Genomic DNA, 18,252 nt, shown 5'->3' with positions numbered 1-18,252 from the left:
TGCGGCCCCGAAGCTCTTCGATGTGTACGGACCTGCTCACTACTCGTGCGTGGGCGCTTGGGGCGCCGCGGTCGGGTGCTAACCGGCGCTTGCGGTTTCCTCCAGGCCCCGCGCGCCGGGGCGCAGGATGAAGACGGCGCCGGCGATGGAATCGGGCGCGGCATCGGCGGGGCGGATCGACGTGACCAGCAACTGGTCCAGCCCGGGGCCGCCGAACGCGCACATGGCGACACGGGCGGCCGGCACCTCCAGGCTGCGGTCGAGGCGGCCGTCCGGGGTGTAGCGGTAGACGCGGCCGGCCTCGTTGCCGCAGATCCAGTAGCCGCCATCGGCGTCGACCGCGGCGCCGTCGGGCCGGCCGGCCGGCAGTTTCGGGATGAAGACGCGGCGGTTGCGCGGCAGACCGTCGTCGATGTCGTAGTCGAAGGCCCAGACCACCTGCCGCGACGGGTGCGAGTCGGACAGGTACATGGTGCGGCCATCGGGGCTGAAGGCCAGGCCATTGGGCACGATCAGGTCGTCGACGATCGCTTCCAGCGGTTGGCCGGGGGCGTAGCGGTACAGTTTGCCGGCGTTGCGGGCCAGGCCCATGTCCATGACCATGGTGCCAGCCAGGAAGCGGCCCTGGCGGTCGCAGCGGCCGTCATTGAAGCGCATGCCGGGCGCGCCGTGGCGCACCGGCGCCAGCGTCCGCGGCTGGCAGGGTTGGCCAGCCACGAGCGGCCCACAGGCGTACAGGCCGTCCTCCATCGCCAGCAGCCAGCCGTCGCCGCGCGGGGCGAGGCAGCCGGCCATCCGCGGCAGCGTCCAGTGATCGAGCCGGTCGCTGGCGGGCGTCCAGCGCCACAGCGCGCGGCCGGGAATGTCAGTCCAGTGGAAGGCCTGGTCGGCGGCGCGCCACACGGGGCTCTCGCCCACGCCGCAGAGCACGGTCCCGATGCGTTCGGCAGAGGTCGCCATGGTGGGAAGGGGCTGGTGTCAGCGCGGCGGAAAGGGGAAGGGTCCGGCCTTGACGAACGCGCCGCCCTGGTAACGCGCGGCGGGGTCGTCGGCCGGCAGCGGCGGCTGCGCCTCGACCTGCGCGCGGAATATCTCGGAGGAGTCCTTGGGCGCGAAGCCGAGCGCGGCGGCGCCATGGTTGTCCCACCAGCTGTCGCGGTTGGCCGAGGCGCCGTAGGCGATCAGGTGGCCGACATCCGGCGTGAACAGCGAACGCACCACCAGGTCGGTCAGGTCGTCGTAGCTGAGCCAGGTCACCATCATGCGGCGGTCCTTCGGCTCGGGGAACGACGACCCGATGCGCAGGCAGACCGTCTCGATGCCGTAGCGATCGTAGTAGAAGCGCGACAGGTTTTCGCCATAGGCCTTGCTCAGGCCGTAGTAGCCGTCGGGCCGCAGCGGCACATCGGCGTCCAGGCGCGCGCCCTGCTCGTAGAAGCCAATGACGTGGTTGGAGCTGGCGAATACCACCCGCCGCACGCCGTGGACGCGCGCGGCTTCATACACGTGGTAGACCCCCTGGATGTTGGCCGGCAGGATCTCCTCGAAGGAACGTTCCACGGAAACGCCGCCCAGGTGCACAATGGCGTCGACGCCGCGCACCAGTTCGGAAACGGCGGCGGGGTCGGCCAGGTTGCAGGGCACGACTTCCTCGCCGTCGGCGGCGGGCGCCATGGCCGCGACGTCCGACACCCGCAGGACGTTGGCAAAGGCTTTCAGGCGCGGCCGCAGTACCTGGCCCAGGTTGCCGGCGGCGCCGGTCAATAACAAACGATGGCAGCGGGGGGAGACAGGCATGCGGTCGACAGCTGGGCTCATGGCGCAACGCTCGGTGGGGTGGACTCGCCTGGTACGTTATCGTACAACTAGTCCAAAGTATAATAAGCACGAATTTTTGCAGTCAAGCGCCACGCAACCGCTTTGGGACAATCCCTGATGAACGCTCCTGTCGATACCCCCGTCCTGCCGCAGCGTCGTCCACGGAACCTGGCCCAGGGCCTGGTGGAGAACATCTCCGAACGCATCCGTAGCGGCGAGATCCGCCCCGGCGACAAGCTGCCCACCGAATCCGAGATCATGCGGCAGTTCGGCGTCAGCCGCACCGTGGTGCGCGAAGCGCTGTCGCGGCTGCAGGCCTCGGGCCTGGTCGAAACCCATCACGGCGTCGGCACCTACGCGCTCGAACCCAGCGGCGGCGGCGATTTCCGCGTCGACCCCGCCGACATCGCCACGGTGCGCGACGTGCTGGTGCTGCTGGAACTGCGCATCTGCCTGGAAAGCGAGGCCGCCGGCCTGGCCGCCGTGCGCCGCAGCGAGACGCAATTGGCCGAGATGCGCCGGGCGCTGGATGCCTTCAAGAGCGCGCTCGACAGCGGCGGCGACACCATCACGCCCGATTTCCAGTTTCACCTGCTGGTGTCGCAGTCCACCGACAACCGGTATTTCGCCGACCTGATGTCGCACCTGGGCTCGGCCATCATTCCCCGCACCCGCATCAATTCCGCCAAGTTCGCCCACGAAGACCGCGCCGCCTACCTGGCCCGCGTCAACCTGGAGCACGAGGACATCTACAGCGCGATCATGCGCCAGGATGCCGAAGGCGCGCGCGCCGCGATGCGCACCCACCTGAGCAACAGCCGCGAACGCCTGCGCCGCGCGCAATGACGCCGATTCGCGAGCCCGCGCGGCGGTAGCCGGGCGCCTCGCGTTGCGCTTTGGCGTCGAAATCGGATGTCATACAACATGACAAGGTTGTCATCTGTCTGATAGGGGCCTCGCGCCGCGCCGCCGCCGGCGCGGCGGCGCGTCAATCCGCGTTAACCTTGGCCGTTTTCAATCACCGGACGGCAGGCATGGTTTGGCTGGGTAATCTCGGGCTGGGTAAGCGCGGGCAGGGTAAGCGCGGCGCATCAACGGATTTCATTCGTCCGGGGAGGGCTGCCGCATGCGCCGCCTGACGCTCCGTTTCATCGTGTCCGTGCTGGTTCTGCTGACGCTGAGCCGGCTGGGCCTGTCGTTGTGGATGTGGGACCGGGTCGAGGCGGCCGGCGGGCTGTGGCCGGTGCTGTTCGGCGGCCTGCGCATCGACGTCTGCCTGCTGTCCATGGTGATCGCGCTGCCGGCCGTGTTTTCGCCGTGGCTGGGACATCGGCCGTGGGCCGCGCGCGTCACCGCCTGGTGGTTCCGCGTCTGGTGGATGCTGTACGTGCTGCTGGAAGTCTCCACGCCGCAGTTCATCGCCGAATACGACACGCGCCCGAACCGCCTGTATTTCATCTACCTGCTCAACCCGAAGGAAGTCGGTTCGATGCTGTGGCAGGGCTACAAGGGCGTGCTGCTGGCCGCCCTGGTGGTGCTGCTGGTGGCCGCGTGGCTGGCGGTCAAGTTGTTCCCGACGCGGGTGCGCGATCCGTTCCTGGCGTGGTGGAAGCGGCCGCTAGCGTCGCTGGCGATTTTGGCGCTGGTGGTGCTGGGGGCGCGCGGCACGCTGGAGCATCGCCCCATCAACCCGGCCAAGGTCGCGTTCAGCTCGGATGCCATGGTCAATTCGCTGGCGCTCAATTCGCTCTACAGCGTGTTCGATGCCGCCTACCGCATGCGCGACGAACGCTCCTCGGCCGCGATGTATCCGAAGATGCCGGTGGACGAAATGAACGCCGTCGTGCGCGACAAGGCGGGCCTGACGGGCGCGCCGCTGGATCCGCGCTACCCCAGCCTGCACGAGCAGAAGGCCACGGTGCGGCGCGACAAGCCGCTCAATCTGGTGATCATCCTGCAGGAAAGCCTGGGCGCGCAGTACGTCGGCAGTCTGGGCGGCAAGGACCTCACACCGAATATCGACCGCCTTGGCAAGGAAGGCTGGATGTTCCACCGCGCCTACGCCACCGGCACGCGCTCGGTGCGCGGCATCGAGGCGGTCACCGCGGGCTTCCTGCCCAGCGTGGCCGATGCGGTGGTGAAGCTGCCGCGCTCGCAGACCGGCTTCTTCACGCTGGCGCAGGTGCTGGGCAAGCATGGCTATCACTCGCGTTTCGTCTATGGCGGCGAGTCGCATTTCGACAACATGCGTGCCTTCTTCCTGGGCAACGGTTTCAACGAGGTGGTCGATCGCCCGAAGTTCGAGAACCCGGTGTTCGAAGGCTCGTGGGGCGCGTCCGACGAAGACATGTTCACCCAGGTCGACCGCCTGCTGCGCGCCGACGGCGACAAGCCGGTGTTCACGCTGGCGTTTTCGGTCAGCAACCATTCGCCGTGGGAGTATCCGGCGGGCCGCATCCAGCCGGTGGGCGATCCGGCCAGCGTCGACAACACGGTACGCTACGCCGACTGGGCGCTGGGCCAGTTCTTCGACAAGGCGCGCAAGGCGCCGTATTGGAACAACACGGTGTTCCTGGTGATCGCCGATCATGATTCCCGCGTCTACGGCTCGATCCCGGTGCCGGTGCGGCACTTCCAGATCCCGGCCCTGATCCTGGGCGCGGGCATCGCGCCGCGCCAGGACGAACGCATCGTCAGCCAGATCGACATGGCGCCCACGCTGCTGTCGCTGATCGGGCTGGATAACGTCAACCCGATGCTGGGCGCGGACCTGACGCAGCGCGATCCCAACCGCGCGCTGATGCAGTACGCCGACAACTTCGGCTATCTGCAGGGCGACAAGCTGCTGGTGCTGGAACCGTCCAAGGCGCCACGCGAATTCCGTTATCGCGCCGCGCCGGTCGGGCAGGACGAAACCTACGAGCCGGTCGAACCGGCGGACGAGGCTTTGAGCAAGGAAGCGCTGGCGCATGCCTTGTGGGCCAGTTGGGTCTACCGCGAAGAAAAATACCGCCTGCCTTGACTTCGCCCCGTCTGGCCCGGGGGCCGGTTTGATCCCGCTCAAACCGGCTCGAGGCCAGTCCTCGCACACTCGCGCTCATGACTTTTCCCGATCCGCTCGCCGGCCCGAGCCGGCCCCCCGCCGCCAATGAAGGCGACGCGCCCGTATCCGTGCCGGCCACGCGCTGGCGCGGCTGGCCGGTGCCGCGCGGCCGACTGGCCTGGCTGACCGGCGTGTTCAGCATAGTGATGATCGGCGTCAGCACGCTGTTCTGGTGCCTGCTGCTGTTCCCCCTGGCGCTGCTGAAACTGGCGCTTCCGTTTGCCGCGGCGCGCCGCCGCATCGATCCGGTCCTCAATGGCATCGCCACGGCCTGGATCAGCGTCAATACCGCCTGGTTTTCGCGCATCCAGCGCGCGCCCTGGGATGTGCGCGGCCATGCCGGCCTGCGCTACGCCGATTGGTACCTGGTCAACTGCAATCACCAGTCCTGGGTCGATATCTTCGTGCTGCAAGGCGCGCTGAACCGCCGCATCCCGTTGCTGAAGTTCTTCCTGAAGCAGCAGCTCATCTACGTGCCGGTGATCGGGCTGGCCTGGTGGGCGCTGGATTTTCCGTTCATGAAGCGCCATGGCAAGGCCGACCTGCGCCGCAATCCCGCCCTGGGGCGCCAGGACCAGGAAACCGCGCGGCGCGCCTGCCAGAAGTTCTCGCTGGTGCCGACCAGCGTGATGGTGTTCGCCGAGGGCACGCGCTTCACCCCGGCCAAGCGCGATGCGCAGGGCTCGCCGTACCGCCACTTGCTCAAGCCCAAGGCGGGCGGACTGGCGGTGTCGTTGAACGCGATGGGCACGCGCTTTCGCTCGATGATCGATGTCACCATCGCCTATCCGGCGGGCGTGCCCAGCTTCTGGGACATGGCCTGCGGCCGCATGGGCACGGTGCGGGTGCGCATGCACCAGGTGCCGGTGCCGCCGGCCTTCTGCGAAGCCGACTACAGCCGCGACAAGGCCTTCCGCACCGAATTCCACCACTGGCTGGGCCAGCAGTGGCAGGCCAAGGACGCCGAGATCGAGGCGTTGATGGCCGATGCGGCCGCCACGCCCCGATCGTGACAGGAGGCGCTCAGACCCGCGCCGGCAGCACCGTGCCCGAGCATTCGCCAAAGCCGATGCGCGGGTAGCCGGCCTTGACGCACTCGGCGCGCATGATGACCTGGTCGCCATCCTGCAGGAAGGTGCGCTTTTCGCCCCAGGGCAGTTCGATCGGCTGCTTGCCGCCGTGGTTCAGTTCCAGCATCGAACCGGCCTCCGAGGGCTGCGGGCCCGACAGCGTGCCGGTGCCGAGCATGTCGCCCGGCTGCAGGTTGCAGCCGTTCACCGTGTGGTGCGTGATCAGCTGCGCCACGTTCCAGTACGCATCGCGGAAGTTGCTGCGCGACAGCCGCGCCGGCGCCTGCTTGGCGGCGCGCGACTGTTCGGTCGTGAGCAACACTTCCATTTGCACGTCGTAGGCGCCCTTGGCGCGGTTGGCATCGGAGGCCAGGTACGGCAGCGGTTGCGGCTCGGACGGGCCGCGGTTCCATTGCGTGCGGAACGGCTCCAGCGCTTCCAGCGTGACGATCCACGGCGAGATGGTCGAGGCGAAGTTCTTCGACAGGAACGGGCCCAGCGGCTGGTATTCCCAGCCCTGGATGTCGCGCGCCGACCAGTCGTTCAGGATGCACAGGCCAAAGACGTGCGCATCGGCGTCCGCCAGCTTGATGCGGTCGCCCTGGGCGTTGCCGGTGCCGACGAAGATGCCCAGTTCCAGTTCGTAGTCCAGCCGTGCGCACGGGCCGAATTGCGGCGCCTCGCCTTCGTTGGCGGGGCGGGTCTGGCCGACCGGGCGGGGGAACTTCTGGTCCACGCCGATGCTGGAGGCGCGGCCGTGGTAGCCGATCGGCACCCACTTGTAGTTCGGCAGCAGCGGATTGTCGGGGCGGAACTGCTTGCCGATGGCGGTGGCGTGGTGCACCGAGATGTAGAAGTCGGTGTAGTCGCCGATGCGGGCGGGCGTGGTGTATTCGGCGTCGGCCTGGGCCACCAGCAGCGGCTCGACCGCGCCGCGCAGCGCGGCGCCTTCGCGCAGCGCGCGCGACAGCGCCAGGCGCAGCGCGCTCCAGTGGGCCTGGCCCAGGGCCATCAGCGCGTTCAGGCTGTCGCCCTGGCAGGCGGCCAGCGCCTCGGCGGCGGCGCCCTCGAACGGCTTGGCGGCGGCCAGCGCCGCCAGGTCGACGATCTGGTCGCCGATGGCCACGCCGGGGCGGAACGACTCCTGCGAGCCCTTGCGGCGGAACGCGGCGTAGGGCAGGTTCTGCACCGGGAAGTCCGACGCGCCGGTGTTGGCGCTGGCGACCCAGCTCTTGAGCGACGGGTCGTGGGTTTCGTTGATGGTGGTGGTCATGAGGAATGTCTCGTTCAATGTGTTTATAAGGGCGCGGCGGGCGCCGGAAAAATCCAAAGCCAAACGGCGATGCGCTTGCGCGCATCGCCGTGGGCGGGCGTGACGGGAGAGAAAACGGTCACGCCTTGGCGGGATCGAAATGCTTCTGCAGGCCCTGCCAGCACCGGTAATAGTCGCCCTGCAATTCTACCGAGGCCAAGGCTTGCGCCGTCGGGCGGATCACGCGCCGCGTCTCGAACATGAAAGCCATGGTGTCGCGGATGTAGTGCGCGGTGCTGGTGTCGGCGCGCGAGGCCTTCTCGAAGGTCTCGGCGTCGGGGCCGTGGCCGCTCATGCAGTTGTGCAGGCTCGCGCCGCCCGGGGCGAAGCCGTCGGCCTTGGCGTCGTACACGCCTTGGATCAGGCCCATGAATTCGCTGGCGACGTTGCGGTGGAACCAGGGCGGACGGAAGGTGTTTTCCATCGCCAGGATGCGCGGCGGGAAGATGGCGAAGTCCATGTTGGCCGTGCCCGGGGTGTCGGACGGCGCGGTCAGTACCGTGAAGATCGACGGGTCCGGATGGTCGTAGCTGATCGAGCCGATGGTGTTGAAGTGGCGCAGGTCGTATTTGTACGGCGCGTGCGTGCCGTGCCAGGCCACCACGTCCAGCGGCGAATGGCCGATCGCGGCGCGCCAGAAGCCGCCGGTGAACTTGGCGATCAGTTCGAAGTCGCCTTCCAGGTCTTCGTACCAGGCCACCGGCGTCTTGAAGTCGCGGGCGTTGGCCAGGCAGTTCGAGCCGATCGGGCCCAGTTCCGGCAGGCGCAGCGCGGCGCCGAAGTTCTCCAGCATATAGCCGCGCGCGCTGTCGTCCAGCAGTTGCACGCTAAAGCGCACGCCGCGCGGGATCACGGCGATCTCCAGCGGCTCCAGGTCGATCAGGCCCAGCTCGGTGGCCAGGCGCAGGCGGCCCTGCTGCGGCACCAGCAGCAGCTCGCCGTCGGCGTTGTAGAAATAGCGGCCCTGCATCGAGCGGTTGGCGGCATACAGGTGGATGCCGACGCCGCTTTGCTCATCGGGGCCGCCGTTGCCGCCCCAGGTCTTCACGCCTTCGATGAAATCGGTGGGCGCGGTGGGAATGGGCAAGGGGCTCCAGCGCAGTTGGTTGGGCGTGACCGGGCCGTGACCGAACGCGCTTTCCCAGCCCTTGACGCCGCCAAACGGCTCGAACGGCTTGTGCTGCGCGCCCGGGCGGATGCGGTAGAGCCAGGAGCGGCGGTTCTCGCTGCGCGGCGCGGTGAAGGCGGTGCCGGACAACTGCTCGGCGTACAGGCCATAGGGACATTGCTGGGGCGAATTGCGGCCCAGCGGCAGCGCGCCGGGCAGGGCTTCGGTGGCACAGTCGTTGCCGAAGCCGGTCTGGTAGTGCAGTTCCATGGAATCCTCCTGGGGTGGCGCGCGATGCGTGGCCGCGCGGTCTTGGTCGTGGCGCGCCGGATGAAATGGTCCGGCGCCGATACGCCATTGTCGGAAAAATCCCCCACCATGGCTACGGGAATGCAAAAATACCAACTATAAATTTCGTGAATAGTAGGGGTGCCTGATGGCGGACTTGCGCGACGTCGACCTGAACCTGCTGATCCTGTTCCAGCACTTGCTGGAGGACCGCAACCTGTCCGCCGTGGCGCGGCGGCTGGACCTGTCGCAGCCAGCGGTGAGCAACGCCCTGCGCCGGCTGCGGCTGGCGTTCGGCGACGAGCTGTTCGTGCGCACCGCGCAGGGTATGTTGCCGACGCCGCGCGCGCAGCGGCTGGCCGGCCCGGTCAGCGAGGCGTTGGCCCTGCTGTCGCAGGCCTTGCAGGACCAGGCGGCGTTCGATGCCGCCACCAGCACGCGGCGTTTCCGCGTGGCCATGACCGATGTTGGCGAGATCCATTTCATGCCGCGCCTGATGGAAGTCTGCGTACAGGTCGCGCCGCAGGTGCGCATCGATTCGGTGCGGGTGCAGGGGCCGGACCTGCCGCGCGAGATGGAGGCGGGCCGGGTCGACCTGGCCATCGGCGCCTTCGACGAAATGGGGGCGGGCACCTTGCAACGCATGTTGTTCCGGCAGGGGTACGCCACGCTCTTTCGCCAGGCGCATCCCACGGCCCACCCCGGCATGGGGCTGAAGGCGTTTCGCGCCGAGCGTCATCTCATCGTGTCGCGGGCGGCGCCCTATGGGCAGGTCAACCAGTCGATGGAGCGGGCCGGCGTCGCGCTGGCCGAGCACTTCAGCGTGCCGCATTTCTCGGCCGTGCCGTACATCGTCAGCGCCACCGACCTGTTGGCGACCGTGCCCGAAAAACTGGCGGCGAGCGCCGCGCAGCCATTCGGCCTGCGCTACATGACGCCGCCGGTGAAGGTGCCGGCGCTGCAGACCAATATGTATTGGCAGCGCCGCTACGATCGCGATGGCGGCAACCAGTGGTTGCGCGCCCTGATCGTCAATGCGTTTGCGGTGGGTTCGCCGCCGGCGTGACCGACGCGCGGGCCTGCGCCAGCGCCTCGCGCAGCACCGCCATGTCGCCCAGGTGGTTGGCCAGCAGCAGGATCAGCGCCGCGTTCATTTCCTGACTCTGCTCGTTGCTCAGGTCGCGATGGGCGTCGATCAGCGCTTCGTAGAAGTCGTCCGGCGCGGCCAGGTTGGTTTCGGTAATCAGCATGGAAAGGGCCTCCGTATTCAGGCGCGGCCAATGGCGCGGTTGACGGCTGACGCGACCGCGTCGGGCTGGAAGGCGCGCCAGCGCGCGGCGATGTGCTGGTCGGGGCGGATCAGGTAGGCGGTGCCGGACAGCGCGTCATAGCGCTGGGCCAGCAGCCCTTCGACGTCGATGACCCGCGCCAGGTCATCCGGCCAGCCGGCGGCCTCGCAACCCGGGCTGGCCACCAGCACGGGTGAGACCGGCACGGCCGCCAGGCGCAGCGCGCGCAGGGCCTGCAGGGTCTGCGCGTCGGGCGGGGCGTCGCCGCAGAACAGCGCCAGCGTGAAGCCCGTTCCCAGCTGCGACAGCCACCAGGGCGAGTCGCCGGACCCGCGCACCGGCGCGTCCAGCGCCACCGCGCCGGGCCGCATGCGGCCGGCGAAGGTGTCGCTGTCGGGGCTGTTCAGCGGCGAATCGATGTACGTGGCGGGCAGCGACAGCCGGCCGCTGTTGACCAGCGAACGCGCGAATGCATGGGTGCGGGCCAGGTTCAGCACCGCATTGCGGAAACTGCGGCTGATGTCGCTCTTGGGCGTGATGAAGTCGGTGGCGCGCGACGAATTCAGGATGTTCTCGTCGGCGGCATGCTCGCGTTCGGCGGCGTAGCTGTCGATCAGCGATTCGGGTGCGTGGCCGGCCAGCACCAGGCGCAGTTTCCAGGCCAGGTTCTCGGCGTCCTGCACGCCGCTGTTGGCGCCGCGCGCGCCGAACGGCGAGACGCGGTGCGCCGAGTCGCCGGCGAACACCACGCGGCCGTGGCGGAACTTGTCCATGCGCTCGCAGGCGAAGGTGTAGACGCTGACCCATTCCAGGTCGAACTGCGCGTCCGGGCCGAGCAGGGCGCGGATGCGCGGCAGCACGTTCTCGGGCTTGACGGCCTCGACCGGGTCGGCGTTCCAGCCCAGCTGGAAGTCGATGCGCCAGACGTTGTCGGGCTGCATGTGCAGCAGCACCGATTGATTGGGGTGGAAGGGCGGGTCGAACCAGAACCAGCGCTCGGCCGGGAAGTCGGCCTTCATCTTGACGTCGGCGATCAGGAAGCGGTCGCGGAAGATGCGGCCATGGCTTTCCTGGCCGATCAGCTTGCGCACCGGCGAGCGGGCGCCGTCACAGGCCACCAGCCAATCGGCGCGCAGCGCGTAGCCGCCCTCGGGGGTGTCGATCGACAGCACCACGCCGTCGCCGGCCTGCTCCAGCCCCACCACCTTGTTTTTCCAGCGCAGGTCGATGTTCGGTTCCTGGCGCGCCTGCTCGTACAGATAGCCTTCGGCGTAGTACTGCTGCAGGTTGATGAAGGCGGGGCGGCGGTGGCCGGGCTCGGGCAGCAGGTCGAAGCGCCACACTTCCTGGTCGCGGAAGAACACCTTGCCCACGTTCCACGACACGCCCTTGTCGACCATGCGCTGGCCGACGCCGAGGCGGTCCCAGATTTCCAGGGTGCGCTTGGAAAAGCAGATGGCGCGCGAGCCGGTGGACAGGCGGTAGTCGTCATCCAGCACCACCACCCGCACGCCCTGGCGCGCCAGGTCCAGCGCCGTGGTCAGGCCGACCGGGCCGGCGCCCACCACCACCACTGGATGGCGCGCCTGCGTCGCGGCGGCCTGGTCGGCATGTTTTTCATAGGCGAACTCCATCGCCTGAAAGTCGATGTCTCCCACGGTTGTCTCCTGTGTGGGTCATTTTGTTTTTATGCGCGGCGCCGCGCGCTGCCCGCGGCCGCTGGCCGGCGGGTCGCGCGGCGCCGTTTCAATCGGTGGAACCGCGGCCGGCGAACCGGCCGCGCGGGATCAGCCCTCCAGCTGGGCCCACATTTCCAGGTCGCGCTTGTCGGTCCAGATGCGCGGATGGACGTGGCCGGTGGCCTCGTCGTAGGCGCGCGATACGTCGAACGGCATGCAGTGGTCGAAGATGACCCAGTCGCTGTAGCGCGGCTTCATGAAGTCGTAGACCTCACGGTAGATCGTCTTCAGGTCCTTGCCCTCGGCCACGCCGCGGTTGACCGCGCCGTACAGGTCGGTCAGGAAGGCGCGCGTGCCGGCCAGGCCCTGGCGCACTTCGGTGGCGTTCTTGAGCGCGGGGCCGCGGCCGGGCACCATCTTTTCGGCCTCGAAGCCCGACAGCGCATCCAGCGTGCTGGGCCAGTCGCGGAAGTAGGCGTCGCCGCAGTAGGGGGTGGACTGGTATTCGACCAGGTCGCCGGCGAACAGGATCTTCTGCTCGGGCAGCCAGGCGATGGTGTCGCCCTTGGTGTGGCCGCGGCCGACCTGCAGCAGCTTGACTTCCAGGTTGCCCAGGTTGACGGTCATCTCGCCCTTGAAGGTCATGGTGGGCCAGACCAGGCCGGGGGGAATCGATTCGGCGTTGCGGAACAGGCGCGGGAAGCGGCCAATCTCGCTGGCCTTGTCCTGCTCGCCGCGCTCGGCGATCAGGTCGTAGGTGTCGCGGCTGGCCAGGATCTCCTGGGCGTTGTAGGCCGAGGCGCCGAACACGCGCACCGCGTGGTAGTGCGACAGCAGGATGTACTTGATCGGCTTGTCGGTGACTTCGCGGATGCGGCGGATGACGTCCTGCGCCATCACCGGCGTGGCCTGGGTATCGACCACCATGACGGCCTCGTCGCCGATGATCACGCCCGTGTTGGGGTCGCCTTCGGCGGTATAGGCATAGGCGTTGTCGGACAGCTTTTCGAACGACACGACCTTGTCGGCCAGGTCGGCGTGCGAAGCGAATTGCTTGCTCATGGAGGCTCCTTCCACTTTTATAGGAATAGGGTGTGTGGAGGGACTATAGCGTGGCGTTAGTGGTTGTGCAATACGTTTGCTATAAACGAATAGACCCTTTTTGGCAGGGATTTCCCTTGGGTTTCCGGGGTGTCCAAATGCCTCCGGGCCGCGCAGGGCGGCCCGGAGGGGAACCTTTCAGGCCGCGGGCGGCCCCAGGGGGGGGTGTGCTGGCGCGCGCGCTCAGGTCTTCTGGCACTTCGGGCAGTAGTAGGTGGCCCGCTGGCCCTGGACGATGCGCTTGATGGGCGTGCCGCAGACCCGGCAGGGCTGGCCGGCGCGCTCGTAGACCGCCGCGTGGATCTCGAAATACGCGCCCGGTTCGCCGGTGGCGCCGACGTAGTCGCGCAGGGTGCTGCCGCCGGAGGTCAGGGCGTCGGCCAGGGTGGCGCGCACCATGTCCGCCAGGCGGTCGCAGCGGGCGCGCGACAGTTTGTTGGCCGGGGTCTTGGGATTGATGCGGGCGCGGAACAGGCTTTCGGAGGCGTAGATATTGCCCACGCCGACCACCGCCATGCCGGCCAGCAGCACCTGCTTGATCGCGGCGCCGTGGTTCTTGAAGTGGTGGTGCAGCCAGGCGCCGTCAAAGCGCGGGTCGAACGGCTCGATGCCGAGCTTGGCCAGCAGGGGGTGGTTTTCGACCGGTCCGTCCGCATCGGGGTGCCACAGCACGGCGCCGAAGCGGCGCGGGTCATGCAGCCGCAGCACGGCCTGGTCGAAGATCCATTCGACGTGGTCGTGCTTGCGCAGGAATTCGCCCGGGGCCACGCTGCGCAGCGACCCGGACATGCCCAGGTGCACGATCTGGGTGCCGTGGTCAAAGCGCAGCAGCAGGTATTTGCCGCGCCGGCCGCATTCCAGCACGGTCCGCCCGCCCACCAGGTCGGGCAGGTCGGCCGGGATGGGCCAGCGCATCCGGGACTCGTGGACGACCAGCCGCGCGAGGGGGCGGCCGGTGATGACGGCGTCGATTCCCCGACGCGTGGTTTCAACTTCAGGCAGTTCCGGCATGAGCCAGTGTAAGATCATCAATTGCGTGTACGAAGATTGTGCCACCAACCGGACGGGCCGCGTGAAGTCGTCTTTCAAACAAATGAATATCGGGATTGCCGCGCTGGCGCTTGCGTTGGCCTCCGCCCTGGCTCCCCAAGCCCAGGCCGCCGACAGCCGGACGCGCGATGCGACCGGCCCCCGCATGGCGCCGCAGAGCCGCCAGCCTGAAACCGAGGTGATCCGTCTGCGTCCGGGCCAATTGCCCTACGTGACCCTGACCGCCGACATCTTCTACCGCGTCCTCGCGTCGGAAATCGCCGCCCAGCGCGGCATGTACGGCACCGCCGCCAACACCATGGTCGGCCTGGCCCGCGACACCGGCGATCCCCGCCTGGCGCGCCGCGGCCTGGAATTCCAGCTGGCCGGCGGCAACCTGCCGGGCGCCCTGGACGCGGCCCGGGTCTGGGCCCGCCTGTCGCCCAACGACCTGGAAGCCAGCTCCACCGAACTGGCGCTGGCCGCCGCCAACGGCCAGACCAAGGGCCTGTCGCAGGCGCTGCGCAACCGCATCGACGCCTCGCGCGACAAGCCGGCCGCCATCGGCCAGGCCCTGGCCGTGCTGAGCCGCCTGAACGATCGCCGCCTGGCGCTGCGCATCCTCGACGAAGCGCTGAGCGACAGCGTGCGCAAGCTGCCTGCCGCCCACCTGGCGCTGGCGGACGTGGCCTCGGCCGCCGGCGACTACCCGCGCGCTTCGCAGGAGGCCCGCGCCGCCCTGGCCGCCGATCCCAAGTCCGAGCCGGCCGCCCAGCGCGTCCTGGAATATGGCGCCAAGGTCGACCCGCAGCGCGCGCAGGCCGATGCCCGCGCGTACATCAATCGCAATCCCAACGCCCGCAAGGTGCGCCTGATGCTGGCCGGCCAGATGGCCGACGCAGGCGACTACAACGGCGCCCTGGCCGAACTGCAGGCCATGTCGCGGCGCTCGCCGGAAGACTTCGATCTGCTCTTCATGCAGGCCCAGTTGGCCTACAAGGCCGGCCAGCTGCCGCAGGCCAAGGCGCTGCTGCAGCAGTACCTGGACGTGCAGAACCAGCGCCAGCGCGCCATCGTGCCGGGCGCCACCGACGCCGGCGCCGCCGCGGCCGACGCCCACGTGCTGCTGTCGCGCATCGCCGAAGACCAGGGCCAGTACGACGAAGCCATCGCGGAACTGGGCCGTATCGACGATCCGTCGCTGCGTTTCTCGGCGCGCATGCGCCAGGCCGCCCTGCGCGCCAAGTCCGGCCGCATCGACGACGCCATCAAGATGGTCGACGCCGCCGCGCCCCAGGACGAGGAAGAACGCACCCTGGGCGTGCTGACCAAGGCCCAGATCCTGCGCGACGCCGACCGCGTCGGCCAGGCCGTGTCGGTGCTGGAAGCGGCCGACCAGGCGCTGCCCGACACCGTCGAAATCAAGTACGAGCTGGCCATGCTGTACGAGCGCCAGGACCGCCTGGCCGACCTCGAACGCATGTTGCGCCAGGTCATCGCGCTGGATCCCGAGCACGCCCACGCCTACAACGCGCTCGGCTACACGCTGGCCGACCACAACCAGCGCCTGCCCGAAGCGCTGGACCTGATCACCCAGGCGCTGGAACTGTCGCCCAACGACCCGTTCATCCTGGACAGCATGGGCTGGGTCAAATTCCGCATGGGCGACCAGGTCGCCGCGGTCGATTACCTGCGCCGCGCCTATGGCGTGCGGCCCGAGGCCGACATCGCCGCCCATCTGGCCGAGGTGCTCTGGACCCAGGGCAAGCGCGACCAGGCGGTCGAGCTGCTGCGCGCCGCGGTGCAGAAGGATCCCAAGAACAAGACCGTGCTCGACGTCATCAAGCGCCTGGGGGTTAGCCTGTGACGGCAGCGTTGCGCGGCAGCCTGGGTTGGATGCGCTGGGCGCTGCTGGCCGTGCTGGCGTTCGTGCTGGCGGCCTGCACCACCACGCCCAAGCCGATTGAAGGCACGTCGCCGGACGCCTTCTCGCGCATCGGGCGCTTCGCCATCACGGTCAACGAGGAAAACGGCAAGCAGAGCGCCGTGCAAGGCGGATTCTCCTGGTCGGACGACGGCCGCCGCTACGTGCTCGACCTGACCAATCCGCTCGGTTCGACCGAGGCGCGGGTCGAAGGCCAGCCCGGCGCGGCCAGCCTGACCAAGGCTGACGGCACCCGCCTGGTGGCCGACAACCCCGATGCCCTGGCCGAAGACGCCCTGGGCAGCAGCATGCCGGTATCCGGCATGCGCGACTGGCTGCGCGGCAAGCTGCCGGGCCAGCCGGAGGCCACCGACGTGTCCAACGACGACCTGGGCCGCCCCGTGGCCTTCGAGCAGGGCGGCTGGCGCGCGCGGCTGTCGCGCTACGACACGCTCGGCCCGCAGATGCTGGTGCTGGAGCGCCAGGAGCCGGGCCGCCGCATCATGGTGCGCCTGGTCGTCAACCAGCCCTGATTGCTACCGCTTTGTGACTTCCACGACGGCCCCGCGGGGCCGTTGTGTCGTCTGGCGGTAGCACGTCCCTTCCGCTTCAATCAGCAAATCAGCGTTGCAAAATCGACGTTGTTACTGATTGATAGATTTTGTTTAACCTGAATAATCCTCCGATCCCCGTGCGCACGACCCCTGCGCGCGGCATGCAAGGCCGGTGGCCGCGGATCGCGCCGCCGCTTTTTTACGGAGAATGCCAATGTTCAGAAATACACGAATCGCGACGATGCTCTTGGGAATCATCGCGGTGTTTTTCACTTTCCAGCTGCTGGTGGGCGGCATGGGTTTCGTCGCCCTGCGGCAGACCAACCAGGACGTCGGCCAGCTCTACCGCCTTTCCTCGCAACAGGTCAACGCCGTGAACACGGCCGCGTTGTCGCTGGTGGCGGCGCGCACCGACCTGAGCCGCTACGCCACCCGGGTGGCGCAGGGCAATGCCAGCGACACCACCGCGCTGCGCCTGGCGCGCCAGCGCATCGCCGCGGGCGACCGCGCCTTCCAGGGCTTCGCCGGCGGCCTGTCGGCCGACGAGAAGGTCGTGTCCAAGGACCTGATCGAGGCCTACACCAACCTCAGCAACAACCTGCAGAACGTCGGCAAGGTGCTGGAGGCCGGCGACATGGACGCCTACTTCAAGCAGGGCACGCAACAGGTGCAGGAGCTGCTGGTGTCCGAGCGTGACGCCTTCATGAAGCGCGCCGAGACCACCGGCCAGGAGGTGATGGACGAGATCTCGCTGTTCCACATGATCTTCTCGTACCTGCTGGCCGGCATCCTGGTGCTGGGCCTGTTGATGGCGGTGGGCGCGCATGTGCTGATCCGCCGCATGATCGTGCGGCCGCTGCTGGAAGCCGGCGAGATCTTCCGCCGCATCGCCGAGGGCGACCTGACGCGCCGCGTGGCCGATCGCGGCCGCAACGAGATCGGCGCGTTGCTCAACGCCCTGCGCGCGATGCAGGACAGCTTGGTGCGCACGGTGTCCACGGTGCGCCGCGGCGTCGATGAGATCAACGTCGGCGCGCGCGAAATCTCGTCCGGCAATGCCGACCTGTCCAGCCGCACCGAAGAGCAGGCCGCCTCGCTGGAGGAAACCGCCGCCAGCATGGAAGAACTGGCCACCACCGTGAAGCAGAACGCCGACACCGCGCGCGAAGCCAACCGCATGGTCGCCGCCTCGGCCGCCGTGGCGCAGCGCGGCGGCGAGGCCGTCTCCAGCGTGGTCGAGACCATGCGCGCCATCCAGGGCAGCTCGTCGCGCATTTCCGACATCGTCGGCGTGATCGATGGCATCGCTTTCCAGACCAACATCCTGGCGCTGAACGCCGCGGTGGAAGCCGCGCGCGCCGGCGAGCAGGGCAAGGGCTTTGCCGTGGTCGCCAGCGAAGTGCGCACATTGGCCCAGCGCAGCGCCGCCGCCGCCAAGGAAATCAAGCAGCTCATCGAGGACTCGGCGCAGAAGGTCGGCGTCGGTTCCGAGCAGGTCGAAACCGCCGGCGCCACCATGCGCGAGATCGTCGATTCGGTGCAGCGCGTGACCAGCCTGATGGGCGAGATATCCGCCGCGTCGGAAGAGCAGGCCACCGGCATCGACCAGGTCAACCGCGCCGTCACGCAGATGGACGGCGTGACCCAGCAGAACGCCGCGCTGGTGGAGCAGGCCGCCGCCGCGGCCGGCGCGCTCGAAGAGCAGGCGCGCCAGCTGGCGGGCGCGGTGGCTGTGTTCAAGCTGCCGGAAGGGCAGGTGATCGAGGCTCCGGCCGAACGGCTGGCTGGCCGCGTCGCGCCGCAGATCGCCTGACCCGGAGCCGGGGGCGGCGTCGGCGGGCCGGGGCCCGTCTGCGAGACGCGTGATGTCGTTCCCGGTTGGCGACAGGGCGATTCTCCGCCCTGTCGCCAGTCCCCCGGGGGGGCGGAGCCCCGCATGGCATCCGGCGCTCGCGGGGCCGGGTGATCGCTAAAATC

General features: G+C 68.6%; 15 protein-coding genes. 7 read left to right on the top strand and 8 right to left on the bottom strand.

The features are described from left to right. Positions 1 to 78: 78 nt before the first annotated feature. Positions 79 to 960: an SMP-30/gluconolactonase/LRE family protein gene (locus AruCF_RS22125; protein WP_049076184.1), complete on the bottom strand. Its 882-nt coding sequence runs from the start codon at positions 958 to 960 to the stop codon at positions 79 to 81. Between the two features lie 18 nt (positions 961 to 978). After that, the gene (locus AruCF_RS22120; RefSeq protein WP_063582081.1) at positions 979 to 1,797 is read right to left on the bottom strand and encodes an NAD-dependent epimerase/dehydratase family protein; all 819 of its coding nucleotides are present in this window, start codon (positions 1,795 to 1,797) and stop codon (positions 979 to 981) included. A gap of 138 nt (positions 1,798 to 1,935) precedes the next feature. Between AruCF_RS22120 and AruCF_RS22115 the strand changes: the two genes are divergently transcribed. From AruCF_RS22115 to yihG, 3 genes are all read left to right on the top strand, one after another. Continuing rightward, entirely contained in the window at positions 1,936 to 2,664 is a 729-nt protein-coding gene (locus AruCF_RS22115) for a FadR/GntR family transcriptional regulator (protein WP_049076182.1), read from the top strand. Between the two features lie 280 nt (positions 2,665 to 2,944). Beyond that, on the top strand, positions 2,945 to 4,840 hold the full coding sequence (locus tag AruCF_RS22110) for an LTA synthase family protein (protein WP_049076181.1): 1,896 nt from the start codon (positions 2,945 to 2,947) through the stop codon (positions 4,838 to 4,840). A 179-nt stretch (positions 4,841 to 5,019) separates the two neighbouring features. Beyond that, positions 5,020 to 5,934 carry a 1-acylglycerol-3-phosphate O-acyltransferase, YihG family gene (gene yihG, locus AruCF_RS22105; RefSeq protein ID WP_049078106.1) on the top strand — a complete coding sequence of 305 codons (915 nt, stop codon included), beginning with the start codon at positions 5,020 to 5,022 and terminating at the stop codon, positions 5,932 to 5,934. Between the two features lie 10 nt (positions 5,935 to 5,944). Here yihG and fahA read toward each other — a convergent pair whose 3' ends face one another. Both fahA and hmgA read right to left on the bottom strand, forming a co-directional pair. Beyond that, entirely contained in the window at positions 5,945 to 7,264 is a 1,320-nt protein-coding gene (gene fahA, locus AruCF_RS22100) for a fumarylacetoacetase (RefSeq protein ID WP_049076180.1), read from the bottom strand. Positions 7,265 to 7,382: 118 nt separating this feature from the next. Beyond that, complete coding sequence (gene hmgA, locus AruCF_RS22095; protein ID WP_049076179.1) at positions 7,383 to 8,681, bottom strand: homogentisate 1,2-dioxygenase; 1,299 nt, start codon at positions 8,679 to 8,681, stop codon at positions 7,383 to 7,385. 166 nt (positions 8,682 to 8,847) lie between these two features. On the opposite strand from hmgA, the gene AruCF_RS22090 reads away from it, so the two are divergent. Continuing rightward, positions 8,848 to 9,765, top strand: a complete 918-nt coding sequence (locus tag AruCF_RS22090; protein ID WP_049076177.1) for a LysR family transcriptional regulator — start codon at positions 8,848 to 8,850, stop codon at positions 9,763 to 9,765. On the opposite strand, the gene AruCF_RS22085 is transcribed toward AruCF_RS22090, so the two are convergent. From AruCF_RS22085 to mutM, 4 genes are all read right to left on the bottom strand, one after another. Beyond that, a complete protein-coding gene (locus AruCF_RS22085; RefSeq protein WP_049076175.1) occupies positions 9,731 to 9,949 on the bottom strand; it encodes a DUF2783 domain-containing protein in 219 nt (72 codons plus the stop codon). The two genes, AruCF_RS22090 and AruCF_RS22085, sit on opposite strands and share 35 nt — an antisense overlap. 17 nt (positions 9,950 to 9,966) lie before the next feature. Beyond that, on the bottom strand, positions 9,967 to 11,646 hold the full coding sequence (locus tag AruCF_RS22080; protein ID WP_049076173.1) for an FAD-dependent oxidoreductase: 1,680 nt from the start codon (positions 11,644 to 11,646) through the stop codon (positions 9,967 to 9,969). 129 nt (positions 11,647 to 11,775) lie between these two features. Next, positions 11,776 to 12,729, bottom strand: a complete 954-nt coding sequence (locus AruCF_RS22075; protein ID WP_049076171.1) for an MBL fold metallo-hydrolase — start codon at positions 12,727 to 12,729, stop codon at positions 11,776 to 11,778. A gap of 222 nt (positions 12,730 to 12,951) precedes the next feature. Then, a complete protein-coding gene (gene mutM / locus AruCF_RS22070) occupies positions 12,952 to 13,779 on the bottom strand; it encodes a bifunctional DNA-formamidopyrimidine glycosylase/DNA-(apurinic or apyrimidinic site) lyase (protein ID WP_049076170.1) in 828 nt (275 codons plus the stop codon). Between mutM and AruCF_RS22065 the strand changes: the two genes are divergently transcribed. The 3 genes from AruCF_RS22065 to AruCF_RS22055 all read left to right on the top strand — a co-directional run bounded on the left by AruCF_RS22065 (position 13,778) and on the right by AruCF_RS22055 (position 18,088). Then, a complete protein-coding gene (locus AruCF_RS22065; RefSeq protein ID WP_049076167.1) occupies positions 13,778 to 15,664 on the top strand; it encodes a tetratricopeptide repeat protein in 1,887 nt (628 codons plus the stop codon). The two genes, mutM and AruCF_RS22065, sit on opposite strands and share 2 nt — an antisense overlap. 29 nt (positions 15,665 to 15,693) lie before the next feature. After that, positions 15,694 to 16,254 (top strand): lipoprotein insertase outer membrane protein LolB, encoded by a 561-nt coding sequence (gene lolB / locus AruCF_RS22060; RefSeq protein ID WP_144419240.1) that lies wholly within the window; start codon positions 15,694 to 15,696, stop codon positions 16,252 to 16,254. A 235-nt stretch (positions 16,255 to 16,489) separates the two neighbouring features. Beyond that, the gene (locus AruCF_RS22055; RefSeq protein WP_049076164.1) at positions 16,490 to 18,088 is read left to right on the top strand and encodes a methyl-accepting chemotaxis protein; all 1,599 of its coding nucleotides are present in this window, start codon (positions 16,490 to 16,492) and stop codon (positions 18,086 to 18,088) included. Positions 18,089 to 18,252: the final 164 nt, after the last annotated feature.

It is taken from the genome of Achromobacter ruhlandii (assembly GCF_002082135.1).
Taxonomy (GTDB): Bacteria; Pseudomonadota; Gammaproteobacteria; order Burkholderiales; family Burkholderiaceae_B; genus Achromobacter; species Achromobacter ruhlandii.
This window is presented reverse-complemented; position numbering and strand designations above follow the sequence as displayed.

What these genes read in the sequence shown, in the direction of transcription:
- AruCF_RS22125 (WP_049076184.1), bottom strand. Translation starts at nt 960, where the DNA reads ATGGCGACCTCTGCCGAACGCATCGGGACCGTGCTCTGCGGCGTGGGC.
- AruCF_RS22120 (WP_063582081.1), bottom strand. Translation starts at nt 1,797, where the DNA reads ATGCCTGTCTCCCCCCGCTGCCATCGTTTGTTATTGACCGGCGCCGCC.
- AruCF_RS22115 (WP_049076182.1), top strand. Translation starts at nt 1,936, where the DNA reads ATGAACGCTCCTGTCGATACCCCCGTCCTGCCGCAGCGTCGTCCACGG.
- AruCF_RS22110 (WP_049076181.1), top strand. Translation starts at nt 2,945, where the DNA reads ATGCGCCGCCTGACGCTCCGTTTCATCGTGTCCGTGCTGGTTCTGCTG.
- fahA (WP_049076180.1), bottom strand. Translation starts at nt 7,264, where the DNA reads ATGACCACCACCATCAACGAAACCCACGACCCGTCGCTCAAGAGCTGG.
- hmgA (WP_049076179.1), bottom strand. Translation starts at nt 8,681, where the DNA reads ATGGAACTGCACTACCAGACCGGCTTCGGCAACGACTGTGCCACCGAA.
- AruCF_RS22090 (WP_049076177.1), top strand. Translation starts at nt 8,848, where the DNA reads ATGGCGGACTTGCGCGACGTCGACCTGAACCTGCTGATCCTGTTCCAG.
- AruCF_RS22085 (WP_049076175.1), bottom strand. Translation starts at nt 9,949, where the DNA reads ATGCTGATTACCGAAACCAACCTGGCCGCGCCGGACGACTTCTACGAA.
- AruCF_RS22075 (WP_049076171.1), bottom strand. Translation starts at nt 12,729, where the DNA reads ATGAGCAAGCAATTCGCTTCGCACGCCGACCTGGCCGACAAGGTCGTG.
- AruCF_RS22065 (WP_049076167.1), top strand. Translation starts at nt 13,778, where the DNA reads ATGAGCCAGTGTAAGATCATCAATTGCGTGTACGAAGATTGTGCCACC.
- mutM (WP_049076170.1), bottom strand. Translation starts at nt 13,779, where the DNA reads ATGCCGGAACTGCCTGAAGTTGAAACCACGCGTCGGGGAATCGACGCC.
- lolB (WP_144419240.1), top strand. Translation starts at nt 15,694, where the DNA reads ATGCGCTGGGCGCTGCTGGCCGTGCTGGCGTTCGTGCTGGCGGCCTGC.
- AruCF_RS22055 (WP_049076164.1), top strand. Translation starts at nt 16,490, where the DNA reads ATGTTCAGAAATACACGAATCGCGACGATGCTCTTGGGAATCATCGCG.